20 protein-coding genes are annotated in these 24,658 nt (G+C 67.7%); 14 read left to right on the plus strand and 6 right to left on the minus strand.

All coding sequences use genetic code 11. The annotated features are described in order from the left end of the window. The first annotated feature begins 634 nt into the window (after nucleotides 1-634). From BM397_RS07345 to BM397_RS07360, 4 genes are all read left to right on the plus strand, one after another. A complete protein-coding gene (locus BM397_RS07345) occupies nucleotides 635-1,468 on the plus strand; it encodes an HTD2 family dehydratase (protein ID WP_092422457.1) in 834 nt (277 codons plus the stop codon). Nucleotides 1,469-1,648: 180 nt separating this feature from the next. Next, complete coding sequence (locus tag BM397_RS07350) at nucleotides 1,649-2,197, plus strand: PAS domain-containing protein (RefSeq protein WP_092422460.1); 549 nt, start codon at nucleotides 1,649-1,651, stop codon at nucleotides 2,195-2,197. A gap of 34 nt (nucleotides 2,198-2,231) precedes the next feature. Continuing rightward, nucleotides 2,232-5,690, plus strand: a complete 3,459-nt coding sequence (locus tag BM397_RS07355; protein WP_092422463.1) for a chemotaxis protein CheB — start codon at nucleotides 2,232-2,234, stop codon at nucleotides 5,688-5,690. After that, nucleotides 5,671-6,063 carry a response regulator gene (locus tag BM397_RS07360; RefSeq protein WP_092422466.1) on the plus strand — a complete coding sequence of 131 codons (393 nt, stop codon included), beginning with the start codon at nucleotides 5,671-5,673 and terminating at the stop codon, nucleotides 6,061-6,063. Before BM397_RS07355 ends, BM397_RS07360 begins: the two co-directional genes overlap by 20 nt. Nucleotides 6,064-6,077: 14 nt before the next feature. Here BM397_RS07360 and BM397_RS07365 read toward each other — a convergent pair whose 3' ends face one another. From BM397_RS07365 to BM397_RS07375, 3 genes are all read right to left on the minus strand, one after another. After that, a complete protein-coding gene (locus tag BM397_RS07365) occupies nucleotides 6,078-6,665 on the minus strand; it encodes a hypothetical protein (protein ID WP_092422469.1) in 588 nt (195 codons plus the stop codon). 2 nt (nucleotides 6,666-6,667) lie between these two features. After that, nucleotides 6,668-7,267, minus strand: coding sequence for a HupE/UreJ family protein (locus BM397_RS07370; protein WP_092422472.1), 600 nt, complete (start codon nucleotides 7,265-7,267; stop codon nucleotides 6,668-6,670). Between the two features lie 86 nt (nucleotides 7,268-7,353). After that, nucleotides 7,354-8,367, minus strand: coding sequence for a methyltransferase (locus tag BM397_RS07375; protein ID WP_092422476.1), 1,014 nt, complete (start codon nucleotides 8,365-8,367; stop codon nucleotides 7,354-7,356). 257 nt (nucleotides 8,368-8,624) lie between these two features. Between BM397_RS07375 and BM397_RS07380 the strand changes: the two genes are divergently transcribed. The 3 genes from BM397_RS07380 to BM397_RS07390 all read left to right on the plus strand — a co-directional run bounded on the left by BM397_RS07380 (nucleotide 8,625) and on the right by BM397_RS07390 (nucleotide 13,670). Further along, on the plus strand, nucleotides 8,625-10,214 hold the full coding sequence (locus BM397_RS07380) for a gamma-glutamyltransferase family protein (protein WP_092422479.1): 1,590 nt from the start codon (nucleotides 8,625-8,627) through the stop codon (nucleotides 10,212-10,214). 311 nt (nucleotides 10,215-10,525) lie between these two features. Next, nucleotides 10,526-11,725 (plus strand): efflux RND transporter periplasmic adaptor subunit, encoded by a 1,200-nt coding sequence (locus BM397_RS07385; RefSeq protein WP_092422482.1) that lies wholly within the window; start codon nucleotides 10,526-10,528, stop codon nucleotides 11,723-11,725. 10 nt (nucleotides 11,726-11,735) lie between these two features. Next, a complete protein-coding gene (locus tag BM397_RS07390) occupies nucleotides 11,736-13,670 on the plus strand; it encodes a MacB family efflux pump subunit (RefSeq protein WP_092422485.1) in 1,935 nt (644 codons plus the stop codon). A gap of 209 nt (nucleotides 13,671-13,879) precedes the next feature. Here BM397_RS07390 and BM397_RS07395 read toward each other — a convergent pair whose 3' ends face one another. Beyond that, nucleotides 13,880-14,611, minus strand: a complete 732-nt coding sequence (locus BM397_RS07395; protein ID WP_092422488.1) for a MurR/RpiR family transcriptional regulator — start codon at nucleotides 14,609-14,611, stop codon at nucleotides 13,880-13,882. Nucleotides 14,612-14,897: 286 nt separating this feature from the next. Between BM397_RS07395 and BM397_RS07400 the strand changes: the two genes are divergently transcribed. The 7 genes from BM397_RS07400 to BM397_RS07430 all read left to right on the plus strand — a co-directional run bounded on the left by BM397_RS07400 (nucleotide 14,898) and on the right by BM397_RS07430 (nucleotide 22,613). Next, nucleotides 14,898-15,869 carry a TAXI family TRAP transporter solute-binding subunit gene (locus BM397_RS07400; RefSeq protein ID WP_092422491.1) on the plus strand — a complete coding sequence of 324 codons (972 nt, stop codon included), beginning with the start codon at nucleotides 14,898-14,900 and terminating at the stop codon, nucleotides 15,867-15,869. Nucleotides 15,870-15,956: 87 nt separating this feature from the next. Beyond that, entirely contained in the window at nucleotides 15,957-18,608 is a 2,652-nt protein-coding gene (locus tag BM397_RS07405; protein WP_092422493.1) for a TRAP transporter permease, read from the plus strand. Nucleotides 18,609-18,619: 11 nt separating this feature from the next. Further along, complete coding sequence (locus BM397_RS07410) at nucleotides 18,620-19,048, plus strand: universal stress protein (RefSeq protein ID WP_092422496.1); 429 nt, start codon at nucleotides 18,620-18,622, stop codon at nucleotides 19,046-19,048. Nucleotides 19,049-19,062: 14 nt separating this feature from the next. After that, the gene (locus BM397_RS07415; protein WP_092422499.1) at nucleotides 19,063-20,385 is read left to right on the plus strand and encodes an aspartate aminotransferase family protein; all 1,323 of its coding nucleotides are present in this window, start codon (nucleotides 19,063-19,065) and stop codon (nucleotides 20,383-20,385) included. Further along, nucleotides 20,382-21,185 (plus strand): beta-keto acid cleavage family enzyme, encoded by an 804-nt coding sequence (locus tag BM397_RS07420; RefSeq protein WP_342707608.1) that lies wholly within the window; start codon nucleotides 20,382-20,384, stop codon nucleotides 21,183-21,185. The genes BM397_RS07415 and BM397_RS07420 overlap by 4 nt, the downstream gene beginning before the upstream one ends. Before the next feature lie 283 nt (nucleotides 21,186-21,468). Beyond that, nucleotides 21,469-22,245: a rhomboid family intramembrane serine protease gene (locus BM397_RS07425; protein ID WP_092422502.1), complete on the plus strand. Its 777-nt coding sequence runs from the start codon at nucleotides 21,469-21,471 to the stop codon at nucleotides 22,243-22,245. Then, a complete protein-coding gene (locus BM397_RS07430) occupies nucleotides 22,230-22,613 on the plus strand; it encodes a GFA family protein (protein ID WP_092422505.1) in 384 nt (127 codons plus the stop codon). Before BM397_RS07425 ends, BM397_RS07430 begins: the two co-directional genes overlap by 16 nt. 786 nt (nucleotides 22,614-23,399) lie before the next feature. Here the strand turns inward: BM397_RS07430 and BM397_RS07435 are convergent. Beyond that, complete coding sequence (locus BM397_RS07435; protein WP_092422508.1) at nucleotides 23,400-24,191, minus strand: inositol monophosphatase family protein; 792 nt, start codon at nucleotides 24,189-24,191, stop codon at nucleotides 23,400-23,402. An 80-nt stretch (nucleotides 24,192-24,271) separates the two neighbouring features. Then, nucleotides 24,272-24,610 (minus strand): hypothetical protein, encoded by a 339-nt coding sequence (locus tag BM397_RS07440; RefSeq protein WP_092422511.1) that lies wholly within the window; start codon nucleotides 24,608-24,610, stop codon nucleotides 24,272-24,274. Nucleotides 24,611-24,658 lie beyond the last annotated feature (48 nt).

Raw genomic sequence — 24,658 nt, forward strand, 5'->3', positions numbered from 1 at the left:
AGTGCCGCCCGCATATCTCTTCAGATATCTGCGATGTCAAAGAGCGTGAGAGACAAAACAAGACCAGTGCGCCCTAAGTTTCGGCGCGCCCGCCTGCCCGTCTCTCGAATTTCTTACCGCCTCGTCTGCGCTGGCGTCTCCGCCGCCGCCCCGTCTGGCGTCCCGTTGTGCGCCTCAGCGCCGCCGGTGAAGGGGCTTTTACGGTCAGTGCCGGGGGGCTGCAAGCGGATTTTCCGGGATGTGCGAAGGTTTTTCGAAAAAACTCGCAAACCACCCTATAAACAAGGACTTACACCTGCAATTTTCTGCGCATCCCCGCCGCCCCGCGCGCCTTCCCCGGCGTCCGCCAGACGCCCCGAAACCCACATCTTGCGGCACGCACAGAGTTATCAACAAGCCTGTCCACAGTCAGACCCGAGTCAGGACCGGTTCAACCCGAGTCTCAGGGCGAGTCAGCGCGAGCCTCCGGGCTGAGCCAGCCGAGCCCCAAGGCAAAACCCGATGCTCCCGCCGAACTGCAAAGCAACGGACCGGGCACCGGCGCGGCCGTCACTTGGCGGCTCTCACACCAGGACACGGCCATCGCGCCGGGATTTTGTGGACAGCAACCACGACCCCGTGCGCAACTCTCGGCATGGAGATCGACCTCGAACACCTGCGCAGTTGGATCGGGACGGAAGAGCGGCAGTCCGAGCTGCTCACCTCCGCCCTGGTACAACGCTTTTACGCGACCTTCGGCCGAGAAGGGGCGGTCCACGAGGGGGCCATCGCTCCTTTGCTCATCCACCTGTGCCTGTGCCAGCCCGCGCGACCCGGCGCAGAGCTCGGCCCCGACGGGCATCCGGTCCGAGGCGGCTTTCTGCCACCGATGCCCCTGCCCCGCCGCATGTGGGCCGGGGGCGGCTTCTCCTTCGCCGCCGCACCGCGGATCGGCGAGACGATCACCCGGCGCTCGGTGATCGAGGATGTGTCGGTCAAGGAGGGCAGAAGCGGCCGGCTCTGCTTTGTTAAGGTCCGGCATCACATTTCGGGCGAGCGGGGGCCCTGCGTCACCGAGCGGCAGGACCTCGTCTACCGGGGTGTGGAGGACGGCAAGACCGCGACATTGGCCGAGCCTGCACCGCGAGGCGACAGGCAGCGCGAGGTCATTCCCGACCCGGTGCTGCTGTTCCGCTACTCGGCGCTCACCTTCAACGGGCACCGCATACACTATGATGCCCCCTATGCGACCGGAACGGAGGGCTATCCGGGGCTGATCGTACATGGACCGCTGCAGGCCACGCTGCTGGCGCAGTTCGCGACGGATCTGCGCGGTGCACCGCCCGCCCGGTTCGACTTCCGCAGCCTTGGCACGATCTTCGACACCGGCCCCTTCATGCTCCATGCGCGCGAGGACGGCGATGTCCTGCACCTCTGGACCGCAGCCAAGCGTGGCCCGGTGGCCATGCGGGCGGAGGCCCGTTGGTAATCGCATCCTGCGGGAGGGCAGACACATTCAGCTCGCCAGACATATTTTGCGGCCCGCGCCTTGCCCTGCACGTGAAGTGCCGCATTTAATGGGCGGAGGTGGCTCCATGCGCCTGCTCCACCTGCGATCCGCCCGACGTTCCGCCCTCCCAGCCTTCCGCAAACAGACCACATCGCCGAAATGACTCCCCAAGACAGCCTTCCCAGATCGCTCGACGCCTACATCCGGCGGTCAGGTATCGCGCTTGCCGTGTCGACCGTCGAAGCGGATGCCCCCCTGATCCTGGTGAACGATGCCTTCTGCCGGCTGACCGGCTACACCGAGGAAGACGTGCTGGGCCAGAACTGCCGCTTTCTGCAGGGCGAGGACACCACCGAGGAGATGCGCCGCCCGCTGCATGACTTTGTCCTCGGCGAAGGACCGGACAGCGGCCGCTTCCCGATCCTCAACTACCGCAAGGACGGCAGCAGCTTTTTCAACTTCGTCTTCATGACGCGGCTGCGCGACCGCAGCGGCGCGGCGCGCTACATCCTCGCCTCGCAGTTCGACATGACCTCGGCCCTGCGCCGCGCCGGCCTGTCGCAGAATGACGAGAAGCTGAAGCGGGTACTGAGCGATGTGGAGCAGATCGGTCGCGAATTCGGATTGGCGATGGTCGGTTCGGCGCAAATGATTGCGGACTCCGTTGCGATCATGGCACGGCTGTCCTTTGATGAAGACAGCCAGTGATACAGTGCCAGCGCGCAAGGACGACGGGACGGGAATGAAAGACAAGGACACGCAGCAGCCGGGGACCGCGGACGCCGAGGGCAGCGCAGACAAGGAACGGCTGTGCATCGTCGGCATCGGCGCCTCGGCGGGCGGGCTCGAGGCGATCCGCGAGATGCTGACCGCGGCGCGCACTTCGAACAACCTCGCCTATGTGGTGATCCAGCACCTCGACCCGAACCACGAGAGCCTGCTTGCCGAGCTGCTGGCGCGGCACACCGAATTGCGGGTGCGACAGGCGTCGGGCGGCGAAAAGATCGCGGCCGGCAACGTCTACATTATCCCCCCGGGCCACGGGCTGTCTGTTTCGGACGGGGTGCTGAACCTGACAGAGTTCGCCCAGCCACGCGGCTTGCGGCGGCCGATCGACGATTTCTTCGAGAGCCTCGCGCTGGATCAGGGCCGGTTTGCCGCCTGCGTCATTCTCTCGGGCACCGGCGCGGATGGCAGCGCCGGGCTGCGCGCGATCAAGGAACACGGCGGTCTTTGCCTCGTGCAGGAGCCCGCCACGGCGAAATACGACGGCATGCCGACCTCGGCGCAGAACACCGGTCTGGTGGATTTCGTCCGCCGCCCGGGTGAGATCGTCGAGGCGATCACCCAATTCTACGCGCATACCATCGTCGATACCGCCGACCGCGAGCTTGCCAATACCGTCGAGGCGCACCTCGAGGACATCTGCGGCGTGGTGCGCAACTTTGTCGGCCATGACTTCTCCGGCTACAAGAAGTCTACGCTGATCCGCCGCGTGCAGCGCCGGATCCAGGTGCTCGATCTCGACGATGCCGCGGCCTACCTCAAGCGGGTGCGCTCCGACCCCAAGGAATGCGAGATCCTGTTCCGTGAGCTGCTGATCAATGTCACCCGCTTCTTCCGCGATCCCGAGCATTTCGAGCGCCTGCGCGCGCTCTGCGTCTCTCCGCTGCTGCGCAATTCCGGTAACGAGGACGAGATCCGCGTCTGGATCCCCGGCTGCTCGAGCGGCGAGGAAGCCTATTCGATCGCCATGATGTTCGCTGAGGAAGCGCGCCTCCAGAAGCGGTCGGCGAAAATCCAGATCTTTGCCACCGACATCGACGAGCAGATGCTGCGCATCGCCCGCGACGCGACCTACCCGCAGTCGGCGCTGGCCGATATCCCCGAGGAGATGCGCGACCTCTATACCATCGCGCTCGACGGGCGGTTCCGGATCTCGGCCAAGATCCGCGACATGATCCGCTTCTCGGTGCATTCGATCGTCCGCGATCCGCCCTTCTCCAACATCGACCTGATCTCCTGCCGAAACCTGCTGATCTACTTCGGTGACCAACTGCAGGCGACCGCGCTGCCGATCTTCCATTACGCGTTGAAGCCGGGCGCCACGCTCTTCCTCGGCCCATCCGAGACGGTGGGCCGCTACGACCATGTCTTCAAGCCGCTCGACCAGAGCGCGCGCGTCTTCCAGCGCAACAATGGCCGCCCCGAGTATCCGCTTCACCTGCGCAGCGCACAGCGCAGCCAGCCTTCACGCCGCCGCCATGCCGCCGAGGATGCCGAGCCCCCCGCCCGGCTCGACTGGCAGGAAAGCGACGTGGCCGAGCGCATCCTCTCGGCCTATGCGCCGCCGACGCTGCGGGTCACGCTGCGGGGCGAGATCCTGCGCTCCACCGGGCGGCTGGGGAAATACCTCGAAGTGACCCCCGGCCCCGACAGCGACAATTTCGCGCCGTCTCTCGCACGCGCGGGCGTGCGCGAGGCGCTTTCGGCGATCCTGCGGCAGGTGGCGCGCAGCAAGAAGCGCACGATCTCGCGCGATCTCTCAGCGCAGTCCGAGTTCGGCACGCAGGCCTTCGACCTGATCGCCGACCCGCTGGAGGATGGCAGCATCCTTCTGGTGTTCCGCGAACGCGACCGTTTCGAGCCGCTGGAGGACGACAGCTTCGAGGACCTCGACCCCACCGACAGCCACGTGCAGAGTCTCGAGCACGAGCTGCGCGACACCCGCGCCCGGCTGCACACCACGGTCGAGGAGCTGGAGACCGCCAACGAGGAGCTGAAGAGCTCCAACGAAGAAATGATGTCGATGAACGAGGAGCTGCAGTCGACCAACGAGGAGCTCTCCACGGTCAACGACGAGCTCAAGAGCAAGGTCGACGAGCTGTCGGTGGCCAATGCCGACCTGACCAACTTCTTCGCCTCCACCGCGCTGCCGCTGGTGGTGGTCGACTCGAAGATGGCGATCCGCAACTTCACCGACGCCATCCAGTCGATCTATCCCTTCCGCGGCACCGACCGGGGCCGGCCGCTGGCCGAGGTCACCTCGTCGCTGCGCCGCAATGAAGAGGTACTGCAGGCCATCGGCGAGGTGATGCGCAACGGCGAGCTGCGTCACCTGCGGGTCAGCGACCGCACCGAGGCGCGCACCTGGTCGCTGGTCATCACCCCCTACCGCAGCCGCGACGGCGACCTGAACGGCGCGACGCTGGTGTTTACCGAGGTGACCGACGCGCTGCGTCTCGAAGCGGCGCTGAAGCACGAGGGCGAACGCCTGCGGCTGGCGCTCGACGTCTCCGGTCTGGCGGTCTGGGAATGCGATCCGCGCGCTGGCACGGTCACGGTGGACGATTCCGGCTGCAGCCTGCTCGGGGTCGAGGATCACAACCTGCAACTCGACACGCTGCTAAAGGCGATCGACGAGGGCAGCCGCGACGCCGTGCGCCGCGCGATCGACGAAGCGGTCGCCGGCGGCGAACCCATCGATGTCATTGCCCGCATGAACGCCATGGGCGCGAATGCCCGCTCGCTCCAGGTCATCGGACGCCGCATCTCGACGCCGCGTGCCGAACGGGTGCTCGGGGTGATCTTCGACGTGACCGAGGAGCAGGACGCCAAGGACGTCCGCGAGATGATGCTGCGCGAGATGAACCACCGCGTGAAGAACATGTTCTCGATCATCTCGAGCATGGTGCGCATGGCCGGTCGCAAAGCCGACTCCGTGCCCGATCTGGTGGAGGGCGTGCAGACCCGGATCAACGCCCTAGCACGCTCGCACGACCTGACGCAAAAGACCCCGCACGGTCGCAAGTTCGGCCTCGAAGATGCAATCCGCGCCTCGCTGGAGCCCTACCGCGGCGACATGGAGCTGATCCCCGGCGGCCCCAACATACCGGTGGCCACCCACGAGCTGACCTCGCTGTCGCTGCTGCTGCACGAATGGTCCACCAACGCCGCGAAATACGGCGTGCTGGGACACAAGCCCGGGCGGCTCGAGGTCGGCTGGACACGCGACGGAGAATTTGTCGAGCTTGTGTGGAACGAAATTCACGAAGAGCGGGTTGAACCTGACGACGGGGAAGCCGGCTTCGGCTCCACGCTGGTCCAACTGTCTGCCGTACAGCTGGGTGGCACGGTCTCCGTCGACTTCGGCGAAAACGAAAGAAGGATGATACTACGCTATGTCCCTGACGAGCGGTGAGAAGACCCCCGGCCGTGGCCGCGTGATGATCTGCGAGGACGAAGTGATCGTCGCGATGGACCTGCAGATGCTCGTCGAGGATTTCGGCTATGAGGTCATCGGCCCCTTCCCCGGCCTCGCCGAGGCCTTTGCGGCGCTCGGCGACAGCCGTCCCGACATCGCGCTGCTCGACGTGCGCCTCAAGGATGGCGAGGTCTTCCCCCTCGCCGACCGTTTGCGCGAGATGGGTGTCGGCCTCGTGTTCCAGTCCGGCCATGTCTACGATGACGAAATTCACGCGAAATACCCGCAGGCCGGCTGCTGCCTTAAGCCAATCAGCCCCAGCGGACTGCGCCTCGCTCTCGAAACTGCGGAGACCGTCGGAACGGCCTGAACGTCAGCCCCTCTTCATCCCGGCAGCACCGCCGCCATAGCGCCGATGGCGATGAGCCATGCGGCGGCCACTGCACCTGCGATGCGCCCGAGGCGAGACTGCGCCATGTCCGCGACCCCCCAGAGCAGCAGCACGAAGGCCCCGATCCCGAGGATCGCCCCGAGCGCCGCCAGCATGCCCTCGCGTGTCGGCACCGCCGGATCACCCGCAAAGGCGGCGAGCGCCGTGACGGCCATAACCACCGCAAGCAGCAGGGAGCGTGGCAGCGGCCTGCCCCAAAGCGCAAGCCCTCCGGTCGCGACGGCGGCGATCGCGCCGAACCGTACTGAGGGGGCCAGCTGCGGCAGGACCCCGTTGAGCACGATGGCACTCGCTCCGGCCAGCACCGCCGCCGGATAGGCGACCCGGACCGAGGCCAGCGGCTGGCGCGCCAGCAGGATAGCCACCGCGGCCAGCAGCAATGTCTGCACCGGTGCCATGACAGGATGCAGCAACCCGCCGTAGAACGGCCCGAGATCCCCGAAGGCGTCATGGGCCAGCGCCGCCCCCGGCAGCAGGGCAATCCCCGCGGCCGGAAGGGTGCGCCGGAGCACTATGCGCATGTTCAGAGCGCGCCGGTCAGGAAACCTGCGCCGAGCGCCGCGATTACCCCGCCCGCGCCGCGCACCGCGAAGGCGCCGATGCGCGAACGCGTCAGCACGCCGAAGGCGATGCCGCAGAGGTGCAGCAGCCCGGTGCCGATCACGAAGCCCCCCGCATAGGCCAGCGGGCTCACCGCACCCGGCATCTCGGCACCATGGGCATGGCCGTGGAAGATCGCGAAGAAGGCCACGATAACCGCCGCGACGGGCAAGGGCGGGCGTGCCGCAAAGAGCACCGCGAGGCCGATCACCAGCCCAGAGGCGGCGATCCCGGTCTCGATCCCCGGAAGCGGCACGCCTGCGGCCCCGAGCATCCCGCCAAGCGCCATGACCAGCGGAAAGGTCACCGGCAGCAGCCAGACGGCTGGCGCGCCAAGGAACGCCCCCCAAAGACCCACCGCGACCATGGCGATCACGTGGTCCCAGCCGAAGATCGGGTGCAGGAAGCCGGTGACGAAACCGCCAGCGGCCGCTTCTCCGGTGTGGGCAAGTGCAGGTGACGCAACCGCGAGCAAGGCAAGCGTGACGAGGGCCACCCTGGAGGCGAGACTTCTGGAATACATGGCAAAATCCTTTCAGGCATCGAAATAACCGGCCTGGGTGGAGAGTGCCATGCCCCTTGGTCAATGGCGACAAATTTCCCGGCAGCTCACTCCGGGCGGCGGGCCTCGGCCAGCATGGTCATCTCGGGGATCATCGCGCGCACGCCGACCTCGGCGAACCCCGCCGCCTCCAGCGCCGCGGCCAGCCCCTCGGCATCCAGCGAGGCAGCCTGCGGGGTGAAGGCGGTATGCTGCAGTTGCCAAAGCGCCGTCAGATGCGGGCCGCTGCGGTCGCCGCGCACGATGAAGTCATGCAGCAGCAGCTGCCCGCCCGGACGCAGCGCCCGGTAGGCCGCGTCGAAGAGCGGCGCATGGGCCTCGGCAGGCACGCCCGACAGCAGGTAGGACATCAGCACCACGTCCTGCCCGTCCGGCCAGTCGAGGCTGGTCGCATCCGCCTCGAGATAGGTGATCCGCTCCGACAGCCCCGCTGCCGCCACCTTCTCGCGCCCGACCGTCACCACGTTGGGGAAATCCACGATGGTCGAGCGCAGGTGTGGAAAGGCCTTGCAGAAGGTGATCGAGAAGGCCCCGGTGCCGCCGCCCACATCGAGCATGCTGCGTGCTTCGCTCAGGTCCAGCCGCTTGGCCAGCACCCCCGCCGGCCCCAGAGATCCGGCGTGCTGGCTGTCGGAATAGAGCCGTGCCTCCTCCGGGTCGGCGAACCACTCGGCGTAGGAGCCGGTCGCCTCCTCGGGCAGTGCGTCCTTCAACGCCGGTTCCAGCTGGCTCATCAGCGGATACATCTGTCGCCCGACCTGCAGCCGCAGGTAGTCGCTGAAATCGTATTTCTCGCCTTTCACCAGGAAGGAGGCCGCGGCGGGCGAGTTGGAGTACCGATCGCCTTCCACCGAGACCACCCCAAGTCCGGCCAGCGCGGTCAGCAAGGTGCGCGCCCGCTCAGGGTGCAGATCACAGGCCGCACCCAGCTCTTCGGCACTCAGCGGGCCCTCGGCCAATGTGTCGAAGATGCCGAACTCCAGCGCCGCAAAGAGCGCCTTGGAGGCCATGAAGCCAAAGGCAATGTCCGAAATTTCATGTGCTTCGGTGAGCAAAGCCATGCCGTCTCCCTCTCCCTATGCTGGTCTAGACCTATCAGGCAGGGGCCGAAAAAAACAGTCCGGGCCGGGATCGACGGCCGCAGCGTGGCAGGGCGCCTGCAGAAGAATTGCCCGATGCCGCCGCGGTTTCTGCGCGGCACGCGCGACGCCCCACCCGGCGGCTGCGGAAACCCGCACTTGACGCGCCTCCGAGAAGACCGCCATCTCTCTCGCAAAAGACAACCGGCACTTTGCACGACCGACAGGATACCCCGCGCATGTTTGACTTCTTCTCCGCCCGACGCCCTAGCACGCTGGCTTCGCAGGCGATGATCGCCACCTCGCACCCGCTCTCGACCGCGGCCGGGATCGAGATCCTCTCGGCCGGCGGCTCGGCGGTCGATGCGGCCCTTGCCGCCGTGGCGGTGCAATGCGTTGTCGATCCGCTGATGACCGGCATCGGCGGCGACTGCTTCGCGCTCTATGCGCCGAAGGGCGGCGAGGTGAAGGCGCTGAACGGCTCGGGCCGCGCCCCCGCTGCCGCCACGGTCGCAGCGCTGAAGGACGCGGGGCTCACCGACGAGATCCCGCAGACCAGCCCGCATTCGGTGACCATTCCCGGCGCGATCTCGGCCTGGTGCCTGCTGCACGCCGACCATGGCACCATGCCGCTCGACCGGCTCTTCGCCCGCGCCATCGGCTATGCCGAGAACGGCTACGCCGTGACCCCGCGCGTGGCACAGGACTGGGCAGAGGAAGCCGCGCTGATCGGCGGTGACGAACATGCCGCCAAGGTCTTCCTGCCAAACGGCCGCGCACCCGTCGCGGGCGAACGCCACGCCCAGCCGCTGCTCGCCGACCGCCTGCGCGAGATTGCCGCGAAGGGGGCCGCGGGCTTCTATCAGGGCGAAACCGCCGCGAAGATGGCGGCGCATCTGCAATCGCTCGGCGGGCTGCACACCGTCGAGGACTTCCACGCGGCCACCGATGCGGCTTTCTGGACCGACCCGATCTCGGCCAGCTACGCCGGGCACGAGGTGGTCGAATGCCCGCCCAACGGCCAGGGCCTCGCCGCGCTGCTGATCCTGCGCATCCTGTCGAAGTTCGACATGGGCCGGCAGATGTCCGAGGCCGACCGCATCCACCTGCACGCCGAGGCCACCAAGCTCGGCTACCACCACCGTGACGCGCTGATCGGCGACCCGGCCAGCTGCCCGGACGTGGTCGAGACCCTGCTCTCGGACGAGGTGGTCGACAAGCTCGCCGCGCGCATCGACATGTCCCGCGCGCTTCCACCTGCGCTCTGGGACGAGCCCGAGCACAAGGACACGATCTACCTCTGCGTCGTCGATGCCGAGGGCAACGCGCTCTCGTTCATCAACTCCATCTTCCACGGCTTCGGCTCCACCCGGCTCGACCCGGAAACCGGCGTGCTCTTCCACTCGCGCGGCGCGTCGTTCCGGCTGATCGACGGCCACCCCAACGCCATCGCCCCGAACAAGCGCCCGATGCACACGATCATCCCGGGCATGGTGCGCAAGGACGGCGAGGTCGTCATGCCCTTCGGCGTCATGGGCGGGCAGTACCAGGCAGCGGGCCATGCGGCCTTCCTGTCGGGCGTTCTGGATCTCGGCCTCGACCTGCAGGCGGCGATGGACGCGCCGCGCAGCTTTGCGCACGGCGGCGAGCTGCAGATCGAACCGGGCGTCTCGGCCGAGGCCCGCGCCGAGCTGGAGAAACGCGGCCACAAGCTCAAGGTGATGACCAGCCCCATCGGCGGCAGCCAGGCGATCCGCATCAATACCGAGAGCGGCCTGCTCTCGGGCGGCAGCGACAGCCGCAAGGACGGCATGGCGCTCGGGTTCTGAGCCATCCCCACCGCAAGTTAAGGACACCGCGCCCCCGGGCGCGGTGTTTTCGTGTCCGTTGCCGGAAACTGCCCTCCCCATGCATGGCAGCCCTGCGCGGTGCCGCATTGAACGCTGCGCCCGCGACCCCTATCTGGACTGCAGTCCAAGAACCCCTCCGGGTTCAAGAGGCGGTGTCCGTTTCCAGCAGCGAGTATTTCTTCCGCGACCACTAGCGCGGAGACCTTAGGAGATTTCTGCGACGGGAATTCCGCCGCTGCCCGTGTAACCGCTTGGGAACGCCGCAAAGGGCAAGGCTTCAGGAGTCCGCAATGAGCATTCGCAAGACAGGTCTGATCATCGGGGTGCTCACGCTCATCGGGGCGGGCGCGGGTTGGGCCTATCTCGACCGCACCTCCGAACCCGCCCAGGCCGCGCCACAGACCGTGGCCGTGACCCGCGCCACCGTGTCGAGCACCGTGCTCGCCACAGGGCTGATCGAGGCCACCGACCTCGTTTCGGTCGGCGCCCGCACCTCTGGGCTGATCGAGGAGCTGGCGGTCGAGGTCGGGAGCGACGTGGCCCAAGGCGATCTGATCGCCCGCATCGACTCGCTCGAACAGCAGAATTCCGTGGCGCAGGCCAAGGCCGAGCTGGCGCAGATCGAGGCCGAGATCGACAGCCAGACCGCCGAGATCCGCCAGGCCGAGCTGGACCTCGAACGCCAGCAGGGGCTGAACGCCAAGAAGCTCTCGGCCACCTCCGAGCTGGAGGCCGCCGAGGCGACGCTGGCGATGACCCGCGCCGGTCTGCAATCGCTCGAGGCGCAGCAGGCCCGCGCCGAGATCGCCGTCTCCTCGGCCGAGCTGGATCTCGAACGCACGAAGATCACCGCCCCCATCGACGGCACCGTTGTGGCCGTGGTCAACGGCGAGGGCACCACGGTGAACGCCTCCCAGGAGGCACCGACCATCGTCAAGCTGGCACAGCTGGACCGCATGGAGGTGAAGGCCGAGATCTCCGAGGCCGACGTGGTCAACGTGCAGCCCGGTCAGGAGGTGGAGTTCACCCTGCTCGGCGCGCCGGATCTGACCTATACCGCGACGCTGGCCTCGGTCGAACCCGCACCCTCGTCGATCAAGGACAGCGACGAGATCGATACCGACAGCGCGATCTACTACAATGCGCGGTTCACCGTCGACAACGACGACAGGTTGCTGCGCATCGGCATGTCCGCGGACGTCACCATCTTCCTCGGTCGCGCCGAGGATGTGCCGACGCTGCCGCTTTCGCTGCTGCCCGCCAAGGGACGGGACGGGCTTTACCGGATCGAGGTGCCCGGCACCGGCGACCAACCGGAATTCCGCGAGATCAAGATCGGCCTGAAAGACGCGACACGCTTCGAAATCCTCTCCGGCCTCGAGGCGGGAGAGCAGGTCATCTCCACGGGTGCGGCCCCAGCCCCCGCGACCGCGGGCTCCACCCGCAGCTCCGGCGGCCGTGGCGGTCCTCCGCCGATGATGGGCCTGTGAGGTCCGCGCCATGGCACTCATAGAGATTTCCGGCGTCGAGCGGTCTTTCACGGCAGGGGAACAGGTGGTGCGGGTGCTGCGCGGCATCGACCTTTCCATCGAGGCTGGCGAGATGGTCGCGATCATCGGTCAGTCCGGCTCGGGCAAGTCGACGCTGATGAACATCCTCGGCTGCCTCGACCGCCCCAGCGCCGGCAGCTACCGGTTCGACGGGCGCGACGTGCAGGCACTGAGCGATCTCGAACTTGCAGAGCTGCGCCGCGACCATTTCGGCTTCATCTTCCAGCGCTACCAGCTGATGGCCGAGCTGGATGCGGTGGGCAACGTCGAAATCCCCGCCATCTACCGCGGGGCCGCGCGCAAGGCGCGGCGCGAGCGGGCCAGGGACCTGCTCACCCGGCTCGGCCTCGGCGAGCGGCTCGGCAACAAGCCCGGCGCGCTTTCGGGCGGTCAGCAGCAGCGGGTCTCGGTGGCGCGGGCGCTGATCAACGGCGGCGAGGTGATCCTTGCAGACGAGCCCACCGGCGCGCTCGACAGCGCCTCGGGGGCCGAATTGATGAAGCTCCTGCGCGAACTGCACGCAGAGGGGCACACGGTGATCCTCGTCACCCATGATCCGCAGATCGCCGAGGCCGCCGACCGGGTGATCGAGATCTCCGACGGCGAGATCGTTGCCGACACCCGCAAGCGGCCACACGCCGCCCCCGCCCGTGTCGGGACCGACCACCCCGCCGCTTCCGGCCTCGGCGCGCTTGCCGACCGGCTGCGCGAGGCCACCCGCATGGCGCTGAAATCCATGTCGGCACACAAGCTGCGCTCGTTCCTCACCATGCTCGGGATCATCATCGGCATCACCTCGGTGGTCTCGGTGGTGGCACTCGGCAATGGCAGCCAGCAGACCGTGCTGGAAAACATCGCCTCGATCGGCACCTCGACCATCGACATCCGGCCCGGCACCGGCTTCGGCGACCGCCGGGCGAACCGCGTCGACACGCTGGTTGGCGGCGACGCCGACGCGCTGGCACCTCTGGACTTCGCCGCCTCAGTCTCCCCCGAGGTCTCTACCAGCGCCACGGTGATCCACGGCGGCACCAGCGCCTCGGCCTCGGTCAAGGGCGTCTCGGCGGGCTACTTCCAGCTCGGCGCCTACACGGTGACCGAGGGCGCCGCCTTCACCGAGGCCGACCTTCAGGCCCGCGCTCAGGTCGCCGTGCTCGACAGCGACGCCGCCGAGACCTTCTTTGGCAGCGAAAGCCCCATTGGCGAGCGGGTGATGATCGGCCGCGTCCCGCTGCAGGTGATCGGCGTGGTGACCTCCTCGGGCGCCAGCTTCGGGCCGCAGTCGATCAAGGTCTTCACCCCCTACACCACCGCCATGGCCCGCATCACCGGCAGCCGCACGGTGGACTCGATCTCGGTGCAGGTGGCCGACGGCTACGACATGGCACAGGCCGAGGCCGAGATCACCGAGGTCCTGACCCGGCGCCACGGCAAGGTCGACTTCTTCCTGACCAACACGGACACGATCCGCGAGACCATCCAGAGCACCTCGAAGACCCTCACATGGCTGATCTCGGCCATCGCGCTGATCTCGCTCTTCGTCGGGGGCATCGGGGTGATGAACATCATGCTGGTCTCGGTCACCGAGCGCACCCGCGAGATCGGCATCCGCAAGGCGGTGGGCGCACGGCGCTCGGACATCACCGCGCAATTCCTGATCGAGGCGGTGCTGGTCTGCCTGATCGGCGGCGCGCTCGGCGTGGCGCTGGCCTACGGGCTGGGCGCGGTGCTGGGGGTGCTCGCCCCGTCGATGCGGCTGGTCTACTCGGGCGCGACGGTGGCCGCGGCCTTCGGCTCGGCGACGCTGATCGGGGTGATCTTCGGCTACCTGCCCGCCCGCTCGGCCGCCAAGCTCGACCCGGTGGTGGCGCTGTCGCGGGAGTGATCTTGCGAGTAGCGCTGCGCGCGCCGGGCGGGCTGCTGCCCGCGGGATGGCGCTGCGACGAGCGAAGTGGGCGCGCTATGCTCGACAAACCGGTGCGACTTTCGACCACTTTGCGACGATGAAAAAGCGCCAGCCCGCCGGGACCGGCAGACGCTCGCCCGGTGCCTTCTGCTTGATTCCGGGCGCAGAAGCGCTCTGCTCCAACCGTTTTAGCGATAGGCTCCCGCCTCTTGGAGACGCTGCTCGAAGCGGGTGATGTTGGCCAGCGCCTCCCCGGACTGCACCACCATGCTCGCCACCAGCGCCTCGGCGAGGGCAAAGGTGCCTATCATGCTCGGCAGCGGCTGGGGCCCGTGCATCTCGGGCAGCATCACCACGTCGGCCCCGCGCGCCAGCGGCCCCTTGGGATCGTCGGTGATGGCAATCGTCCGCGCGCCCTGCCGCAACGCCAGCTCATGCGCCGCGATGGTTTCGACCGAGTAGTGCCGGAAGCTGATCGACAGCACCACGTCCTCGGGCCCGGCCAGCGCGATACGGTCGCGGATGTCCCCCGGCGTGCCGGCGCGCGGCGCGAAATTGTCAAACGCCATGCGGGCGGTGTAGCCGAGGTAATCGGCGATGGCGTAGCAGCTGCGCACCCCCACCACGTAGACCTGCCGGGCCCCGAGCATCAGCCGTGCCGCCTTGTCGATCGCGTCCCGGCTCTCAGCGGTGAAGGCCGAGTCCAGATTGCGATGCCCCGCCTCGCGGATCGCATCCAGCACCGAGGCGCTGTCCTTGCCCGACAGCTCCTCGGCGCGCTTGCCGTAGATCTCGCCGCCCTGCCGCAGCGCATCCTGAAAAGCGTTGCGGCAGGCCTCGTAGCCCGCGAATCCCAGCGCCTGCGACAGCCGCACGACCGTGTTCGCATTGGCCCCCGAGCGGTCCGCGAGGCCGCGCACGGAGTTCAGCGCAATCTCCTCCGGCTGGTCGGACGCCCAGCGCGCCAGCGCCGCGACCCGCGGCGTACCGCTGCGCCCAAGCTGGCGCAGGGCGCGGGCGAGATCGTCTAGGGAAGAAGGTGTCGGCAGTTCGGCCTCCCGAGGTCTTTACGCACAGACATTTCGATTTAGGTGGTGGCGTTGGCCGGCGTGATACATTTGTATTGTTTACCTTGACCCTACGCAATGAAATGTTTCACTGACACGCGAGAGCCGAATCTCGGACCACTTCAGGGAGACACACCACATGACCAAACCTCTGATCGGCGCGCTTGTTGCCGCCGCCACCGCGCTCGGCGCGAGCGCGGCGTCCGCACAGGAGCAGACCTTCATCTCGATCGGCACCGGCGGCGTGACGGGCGTCTACTATCCGACCGGCGGCGCGATCTGCCGTCTGGTGAACCGCGGCCGCTCCGAGCACGGCATCCGCTGCGGCGTCGAGTCGACCGGTGGCTCGGTGTTCAACATCAACGCGATCCGCGGCGGCGAACTGGAATTCGGTGTCGCCCAGTCGGACTGGCAGTACCACGCCTATAACGGCACCTCGCGCTTCGAGGAAACCGGCCCCTTCGAGGGCCTGCGCGCGGTGTTCTCGGTGCACCCCGAACCCTTCACCGTGGTCGCCCGCGCCGACGCCGGCATCAAGACCTTCGAGGACCTCAAGGGCAAGCGCGTCAACGTCGGCAACCCCGGCTCCGGCCAGCGCGGCACCATGGAAGTGCTGATGGAAAAGCTCGGCTGGACCATGGACGACTTTGCCGTGGCTTCCGAACTGCAGGCGGCGGAACAGTCGCAGGCGCTCTGCGACAACAACATCGACGCCATGGTCTACACCGTCGGCCACCCGTCGGGCTCGATCCAGGAAGCCACCACCGCCTGCGATTCCGTGCTGGTCGAGGTCTCGGGCGAGGCGATCGACGAGCTGGTTGCCGACAACCCGTTCTACCGCACCGCCACCATCCCCGGCGGCATGTACCGCGGCAATGACGAGGACGTGCACACCTTCGGCGTCGGCGCCACCTTCGTGACCTCCGAGGACGTGCCGGAAGAGGTCGTCTATCAGGTGGTCAAGGCGGTCTTCGACAACATCGACCAGTTCCGCGGCCTGCACCCGGCTTTCGCCAACCTCGACCCGGCCGAGATGGCCAGCGCCGGCCTCTCGGCGCCGCTGCACCCCGGGGCGGAGCGCTATTTCCAAGAAGCGGGCCTGATGGAGTAAGCCCGCGCGACAGCGTGTGACACCCGGCCCGGGCGCTGATCTAGCGCCCGGGCTTTCAAGGAAGGCGGCATCAGAGGGGCGCGCAGCATGACCGACAATCCACAGCAGGGCGGACAAGACCACGGCGGTCGCCAGTTCAGCGACGAAGAGCTTCAGGATCTCGTTGCCAGCACCGACAGCGGTGCCCGCGCGCCGACCAATCGCGCCGTCGCGATGCTGATCGCCGGGCTGGCGCTGGCCTGGTCGCTGTTCCAGCTCTGGATCGCCCAGCCGCAGCTCTGGTTCGCCGATGTCTTCCCGGCGCTCAACTCGTCGCAGACCCGGCCCATCCACCTGACCTTTGCAATCCTGCTGGCCTTCCTCGCCTACCCGGCGCTGAAATCCTCGCCGCGCGACCGCGTGCCGCTCACCGATTGGATCCTCATGGCCGTCGGCGGCTTCTGCGCCTTCTACGTCTTCCTGTTCTCCGACCATCTGGCGATGACCGCCCGCTCGGGCCTGCCGACGCAGTTCCAGGTGATCATCGGCGCCGTGGGCCTGCTGATCCTGCTCGAGGCCAGCCGCCGCGCGCTCGGGCCCGCGCTGACCATCGTCGGCGCGCTCTTCCTGCTCTATGCCTACATGGGCACCGGCTGGCTGATCCCCGAGCTGATCGAGCACGAGGGCCTGTCGTTCACCGCGCTGATCAACGCGCAATGGCTCGACACCGCCGGGGTCTTCGGCATCCCGCTCGGGGTCTCGACCGCCTTCGTCTTCCTCTTCGTGCTCTTCGGCTCGCTGCTGGATAAGGCAGGCGCCGGCAACTACTTCATCAAGCTCGCCTTCGCCGGGCTCGGCCACCTGCGCGGCGGTCCCGCGAAAGCTGCCGTCGTTGGCTCCGCCATGACTGGCCTGATCTCGGGCTCGTCGATCGCCAATGTGGTGACCACCGGCACCTTCACCATCCCGCTGATGAAACGCGTCGGCTTCACCAGCGAACAGGCCGGTTCGGTCGAGGTCGCCTCCTCGGTGAACGGGCAGATCATGCCGCCGGTGATGGGCGCCGCCGCCTTCCTGATGGTCGAGTTCATCGGGATCTCCTACGTCGAGGTGATCAAGCACGCCTTCATTCCGGCGGTGATCTCCTACATCGCGCTGGTCTACATCGTGCACCTCGAGGCGCTGAAGAAGAACATGCCGGCGCTCGGGCAGGCGAAGTCCTTCTCCGGCATGATCCTCAAGTTCTTCATCGGCTTCGCCGTGGCGGGTGCGGGCTTCACCGCGCTGATCTACTCGGTGGGTGCGCTGAAGTCGGTCGCCCCCGGGCTCTCGGGCCCGATCATGATGCTGGTGCTGGCGGCGGTCTATCTCTGGCTCCTGGCCATCGCCGCGCGCCGCCCCGACCTCGAGGTGGACGACCCCAGCGATCCCAACATCAAGCTGCCCACCGTCGGCGAGGTCTATGCCACCGGCCTGCACTACATCCTGCCGATCATCGTGCTGGTGTGGTTCCTCATGGTCGAACGCCAGAGTCCCGCCAAATCCGCCTTCTACGCCACCGCGCTGATGCTGCTGATCATCATCACCCAGCGTCCGCTCAAGGCGATCATGCGCGGCGAGGGCGCCCGCATGGCCGAGGAGTTCCGCAACGGCTGGCACGACCTGATCGACGGGCTCATCGCCGGGGCGCGCAACATGATCGGCATCGGCGTCGCCACGGCGGCGGCGGGGATCATCGTCGCCACGGTCACCAAGACGCCGATCGGCACCGAGCTTGCCGGCCTCGTCGAGCAGCTCTCGGGCGGCAGCCTGATCATCATGCTGATCCTCGTGGGTCTCTTCTCGCTGATCCTCGGCATGGGGCTTCCGACCACCGCCAACTACATCGTGGTCTCCTCGCTGATGGCCAACGTGGTGGTCTCGCTCGGGGCGCAGGAGGGGCTGATCGTGCCGCTGATCGCGGCCCACCTCTTCGTCTTCTACTTTGGCATCATGGCTGACGTGACGCCGCCCGTGGGCCTCGCGTCCTTTGCCGCCGCGGCGGTCTCGGGAGGCGATCCGATCAAGACCGGTTTCACCGCCTTCTTCTACAGCCTGCGGACCGTCGCCCTGCCCTTCCTCTTCATCTTCAACCCGACGCTGATCCTCTACGGGGTCGATCTCGGCACCGCCTCGGGCGTGGCGCACGCGGCCTTCGTCTTCGTGGTCGCCACCTTCGCCATGCTGCTCTTTGCCGCCGCGACACAGGGCTACTTCCTCGCCCGGTCGCGGATCTGGGAAAGCGCCGCGCTGCTGCTCGTGGCCTTCACCCTCTTCGTGCCCAACGTCTGGCTGAACATGGTGCAGAGCCCGTTCCACAACATCCCGCCAGCGGAGTTCGAGCAGGTCCTCGCCGACCTGCCCGAGGGCAGCCGCATCCGGCTGGAGATCGCCGGGCCGGACTTCAACACCGGGCAGACCGCCTCGACCACGCTGGTCATGGACGCCCATGGGGCGACTGCGCAGGAGCGGATCGACAACTCCGGCCTGATGCTCTTCCCCGAGGGCGACGTGGTGAAGCTCGACGAGCCGATGTTCGGCACCCCCACGGCCGAGAAGCTGGCGAACTTCGACTTCTACGCCGATGAGCCGGTGCAGCTCGCCTCGGTGCTCGTCCCACAGGACCGGCTGCCGGCGCAGGTCTTCTACATCCCCGCCCTGCTGCTGCTGGGGCTGGTGATCCTGATGCAACGCCGCCGCCAGACCGTGCCGGCCTTCTGAGGAGCCTCGTGATGTACAAGACGATCCTGCTTCCCATCGACCTCTCGGCCCCCGCAAGCTGGAGCAAGGCGCTGCCCACCGCGCTGCAGCTCGGTGGCGAGGGCATGGTGCTGCATGTGGCGACCGTGGTGCCCGACTTCGGCATGTCCGTCGTCTCGGGCTACTTCAAGGAGGGCTTCGAGAAAGGCGCCCTCAAGGAAGTCGGCGGCAAGCTCAAGGACTGGGTGAATGCCAATGTACCGGACGCGGTGGAGGTGCACCCGCATGTCATGCACGGTCGCATCTACGACCAGATCTTGAACGCGGCGGACAAGCTGAAGGTCGATGCCATCGTGCTCTCGTCGCACACCCCGGAGCTTGCCGACTACCTGCTGGGGCCGAACGCCGCCCGGGTGGTCCGCCATGCCAAACAGTCTGTCTTCGTCGTGCGCGGCGAATAATCGGAGAACTTTGAATGGGACATGTCTTCGGACGCTCCAACGCGCAGCTGCCAAGGGCGGTGCGCGGCGAGGGATGCTATATCCATGACGCCGAAGGGCGCGTCTACCTCGACGGCTCCGGCGGCGCTGCGGTGTCCTGCCTCGGGCATTCGGACCCGGACGTGCGTGCCGCGATCCACGCCCAGCTCGACCAGCTGGCCTTTGCCCACACCGGTTTCTTCACCTCGGAGGCCGCCGAAAGCCTCGCCGACCTGCTGGTCGAACACGCCCCCGAGGGCATCGACCGGGTCTACCTGCTGTCCGGCGGCTCGGAGTCCGTCGAGGCGGCGATCAAGCTCGCCCGCCAGTATTTCCTCGAGACCGGCCAGCCGCAGCGCCACCGGGTCATCGCCCGCCGCCAGAGCTACCACGGCAACACGCTCGGCGCGCTGGCCGCCGGCGGCAACGCCTGGCGGCGCGAGAAATACGCGCCGCTGCTGGTCGAGACCTCGCATATCGCGCCCTGCTACGAGTACCGCCTGCGCGAAGAGGGCGAAAGCGCCGAGGCCTACGGGCTGCGCGCGGCGGACGAGCTCGAAGCCGAGATCCAGCGGCTCGGGGCGGAGAGCGTGATGGCCTTCATCGCCGAGCCCGTCGTCGGAGCGACGGCAGGCGCCGTCCCGGCGGTTGAGGGGTATTTCAAGCGCATCCGCGAGATCTGCGATCGCCACGGCGTGCTGCTGATCCTCGACGAGGTAATGTGCGGCATGGGCCGCACCGGCACGCTCTTTGCCTGCGAGCAGGACGGGGTCTCGCCCGACATCGTCACCATCGCCAAGGGGCTCGGCGCGGGCTACATGCCGATCGGCGCGATGCTCTGCACCGCGCAGATCTACGAGGCGATCGCGGAAGGCTCGGGCGCGTTCCAGCACGGCCACACCTACCACGGCCACCCGCTGGCCGCCGCCGCCGGGCGCGCGGTGCTGACCGCCATCCTCGGGCGGAACCTGCTGCCGCAGGTACGCGCACGCGGCGCGTATCTTCAGGCCGCGCTGACTGACACGCTCGGCCAGCACCCGCACGTCGGCGACATCCGCGGCCGCGGGCTGTTCCGCGGCGTCGAACTGGTGGCCGACCGCGATGCCAAGACGCCCTTCGACCCGGCGCTGAAGATCAACGCTAAGGTGAAGCGCTTCGCCATGGACGAGGGGCTGATCTGCTACCCGGCGGGCGGCACGCTCGACGGCAAGCACGGCGACCACGTGTTGCTCGCCCCGCCCTTCATCATCTCCGAAGAGCAGATCGGCGAGCTGGTGGGCAAGCTCTCGCGGGCGATAGACCGGGCGATTGCCGCATGAGCCGACTGGCCGCGCTGCCGCGCATCATGCTGGCCCCGAACGGCGCGCGCCGCACGCGCGCCGACCACCCTGCCCTGCCCGAGACCGTGGCGCAGACCGTTGCTGCAGCAACGGCCGCACATCAAGCCGGGGCGGAAGCCCTGCACGCCCACGTCCGCGACTCCGAGGCCCACCACGTGCTCGACGCCGGGCTCTACCGCGAACTGCTCGCCGAGATGGCCCGCGTCCTCCCCGAGATGCCCGTGCAGATCACCACAGAGGCTGTGGGCCGCTACAGCCCCGCCGAACAGCGCGCGCTGGTGCGCGACGTGCAGCCCGAGGGCGTCTCCGTCGCTCTGCGCGAGATGTGGCCGGACCCCGGCCCCGATGCCGAGGCGCAACGCTTCTACGCCGAGACCGAGGAGGCCGGCATCGCGCTGCAGCACATTCTCTACGCACCCGATCAGGTGACCCGGCTGGCGTCGCTCTGGGCAGAGGGGTTGATCCCGGCCCCGCGACAGGTGCTCTTCGTGCTTGGCCGCTACGCGCCGCCCACCCTCGCCCGCCCCGAGGAGCTGGACGGCTTCCTCGCGGCTGCCTCAGCCCTGCCCGAGGACGTGCAATGGGCCGCCTGCGCCTTCGGCCGCAGCGAGCAGGCCTGCTTGCTGCGTGCCGCCGAGCTGGGCGGCGGGATGCGCATCGGCTTTGAGAACAACATCGAGCGCCCGGACGGCAGCCCGGCGGAAGACAATGCCGCGCAGGTCGCGGCGCTGGTCAAAGCCCTCCGAGACCACGCGTCCCCGCGGGGACAGGAAGTCTGAGGCCGGCCAGTGCCGTCACGCTTCCCGCCGCGGACAGGCACTCCGCCTCCCCGCGGCGTGACGCGTCCCTGCGGGGACACACGGGCGGAGGGTCTCGCCAGACCGCCCCTCCCAGCGGGGACAAGACACCAGCGCAACACCCGCGGTGCCCCCGCCGATTGCCGTCCCCGCGGGGACGGCTCGCCCGCAGGGAAATGACACGACCACCTTTTCCGGAAGGCTTTTCCGGGCCCCGACACGATCCGCACTTGACGCCAGAACCCTGCGCGCCACTCTGCCTTGCATGTTTCCGATCCGCGACCACAACCCCTCGGGGCGCACGCCCTATGTCACCTACGCGCTGATCATCGCCAACACGGTGATCTTCCTCGGGTACTGGTCGCTGTTCAGCGACCCCCGGGCGCTCGATGCCTTCTTCGAGCGGTGGGCGCTCTTCCCGTCGCATATCTCGGAAGGCTACGGCTACACCGGCATCCTCACCTCGATGTTCCTGCATGGCGGTTTCATGCACCTCTTCGGCAACATGCTGTTCCTGTTCATCTTCGGGGACAATATCGAGGACATGCTCGGGCACCTGCGCTACCTGCTGTTCTACCTCGCCTCGGGCGTCGCGGCGGCGCTGCTGCAATATGTTGCCGACCCCGGCTCTGCGGTGCCCACGGTCGGCGCTTCTGGGGCGATCGCCGGGGTAATGGGGGCCTACCTGCTGCTTTTCCCGAAGGCGCGGGTCGATATCCTCATCATCCTGATCATCATCTTCAAGGTGCTGCCGATCCCCGCCTGGCTGTTGCTGGCGGTCTGGTTCGGCATGCAGATCTTCAGCGGCATCGGCAGCGCCGGGGCCGAGGGCGGCGTTGCCTACTGGGCGCATGTGGGCGGCTTCGTCGCGGGCCTCGTGATGATCGCCCCGGTCTGGCTGGCGCGCGGCGGCCCGGCCTTCTGGAACCGCACCCACGGCGTGCCGCCGCATCCCGCAGCCAACTACGCCATCGGCCGCACCCATATCCCGCGCGCCGGAGCCCGCCAGAACGGAAGGAAGGGTCCATGGTCGAGACACTGACGGACGGGCCGGTGAAGGTCACCTGCCACTGCGGCGCCTGCGAGCTGCGGGTGACGCTGAGCGATGGGCTGAACACCGCCCGCCGCTGCGACTGCTCCTTCTGCCGCCGCCGCGGCGCCGCGGCGGTGACCGCGCCGAAGGACGGGGTCGAGGTGGTGAAGGGTGCCGAGACGATGACGCTCTACCAGTTCGGCACCAACACCGCGCAGCATTACTTCTGCTCGGTCTGCGGCATCTACATGTACCACCGGCGTCGCTCGAACCCGAACGAGTTCGGGGTGAACATGGGCGGCATCGAGGGGGTGAACCCGGCCGAGCACGAGCCGATCGCCTGGTCGGACGGGGTGAACCATCCCTCGGACCGCTGAGCGGGAGGCACGGGCAGGACCGCCTCCGGCGGGCGTATTTTCAAAGAGAAGAAGGGCGTAGGCTGCGCTTGCGGGCCAAGGAGCCTCTGGGTGGTCGCGTTGCGGCGCGCCCGCCGCCTTGCGCAAATGCCGCCGCCGCAGAGCAGGGCCTCGGGACGGCATTTGACTTTTCCACCCCAAAGTCCGGAATTCCCGGTGCATGTCAAAGGGCGAGAGGCCGGCCTTGGCGACGACAACGGACTTCGAGGGCAAGGCGAGCCATTCGCGGGCCCTCGGATCACCCGCGGATCGACGTTCGCTTGCGCCCACCGCTCCCAGCCCACGACAATCACTGGCCGGCCGACCAGGACCGCAGCGGCTGTCGACACCTTGTCCCGCGGGCTGCTTTCTTGGCGCAGCGCCTGTCTGCGAAAAGCAGTGCCGTTTCTCTCGTGATCCCACCAGCGCCGCTGCGCTTCGAGCAGGCAGGCATCGAGCCTGTCTGGGTCACGCGCACAGCGAGCTGAAGCCTTCGGCGGAACTATACAAAGTTGCAGCCCCCGAGCCGCGTGCACGGGTGAACCAGGACGCCAATCCGGGCTCTCCCGGGCCATGGGAAGGGTCACCAGCGATCTTCACTGGAAGAAGCGTGCCGCTGCATTTGCACATGCCCTCAGCGCCGCTCCGAGCGCCGTCATTGCCGTGAAAGCGGGCGCGGTGCAGCGCCCCACCGGCCTCGCGCAACAGAAAAAGCCCGGCGTGCGCAGGGGCACCCGGGCTTTCGACTGTCTGCGATCCTTGCCGCGCTCAGAGTTCGCGGATGGTCTTGGCGAAGGGATCGAAGATGTTGTTGCTTGCGCAGAGGATCGAGCCGGTCTCGTAGGGGTCCTGGTCCTCGCGGATGCCTTCGACCAGCGCACCGGCCTCGGAGGCGATGAGCCCGCCCGCGGCGATGTCCCAGATGTTCAGCTCGCGCTCCCAGTAGCCGTCGTAGCGGCCCGCGGCCACGTAGGCCAGGTCGAGCGCCGCCGAGCCCCAGCGCCGCACGCCGGCGCATTCGGGCATCAGGCGGGCGAGATCCTTGAGGGTCGCCGGCAGGGTCTTCTTGGCGGCGAAGGGCACGCCGGTGGCGAAGATCGCCTCGATCATCCGGTGACGGCCCGAGACGCGCAGGCGGCGCGAGTCGTTGAGCCAGGCGCCGGCGCCCTTCTCGGCGTAGAACATCTCGTCCTTGGCGGGGTCGAAGACCACGCCGGCGACGATCTTGCCCTTGTGCTCGAGCGCGATGGAGATCGCCCAATGCGGCAGGCCGTGCAGGAAGTTGGTGGTGCCATCCAGCGGATCGACGATCCAGCGACGGGTCGGATCCTCGCCGTCCTGGCCGCCGCCCTCTTCACCGAGCCAGCCGTAGGTCGGACGCGCGCCAAGGAGCTCGTCCTTGAGGATCTTCTCGGCGGCGATGTCGGCGCGCGACACGAAGTCGCCGGCGCCCTTCATCGAAACCTGAAGGTTTTCGACCTCGCGGAAGTCCTTGACCAGCGACCGGCCCGCCTTGCGCGCGGCCTTGATCATGATGTTGAGATTGGCACTGCCCTGCATGGCGATGTTTCCCGGAATTGGTTCAAGCCGCGCGTATACGCGGCTCGCCGGAAAAAGCCAAGTCCGTATGACCTTGGCGCTTACGGGTTGGCGACGCCTTTCTCACCCGCCGGCGCATAGGCCCGGGGCAGCGGCGCCATGGTGCCGCGCGAGACGCGATTGGGTGGGTTGTAGTAGGTGCCGCCCGTGGGCACGCCGCAGCTGATCTCGCCGCCGACGATCACCGGCTGCCGACCGTTGGTGCACATGTTGCCGCCGGGATAGGCCTGTACCAAGGGCTGGCCACCGGTGCCCCCCGCCACGAAGCCCGCCGAGCCCGGCATGTACATGTCGCCCGGATAGCCCTGACTGCCGGCCAATGCCGCGCCGGTGGTCATCGCAACTGCCGCAACCGCGGCGCAAACATCGAAAACTCGCATCCTATCCCTCGCATAGCAGTCCACCGGGGACCGTGAGGAAAGCTAGCA

The organism is Alloyangia pacifica, from assembly GCF_900116195.1.
GTDB lineage: Bacteria > Pseudomonadota > Alphaproteobacteria > Rhodobacterales > Rhodobacteraceae > Salipiger > Salipiger pacificus.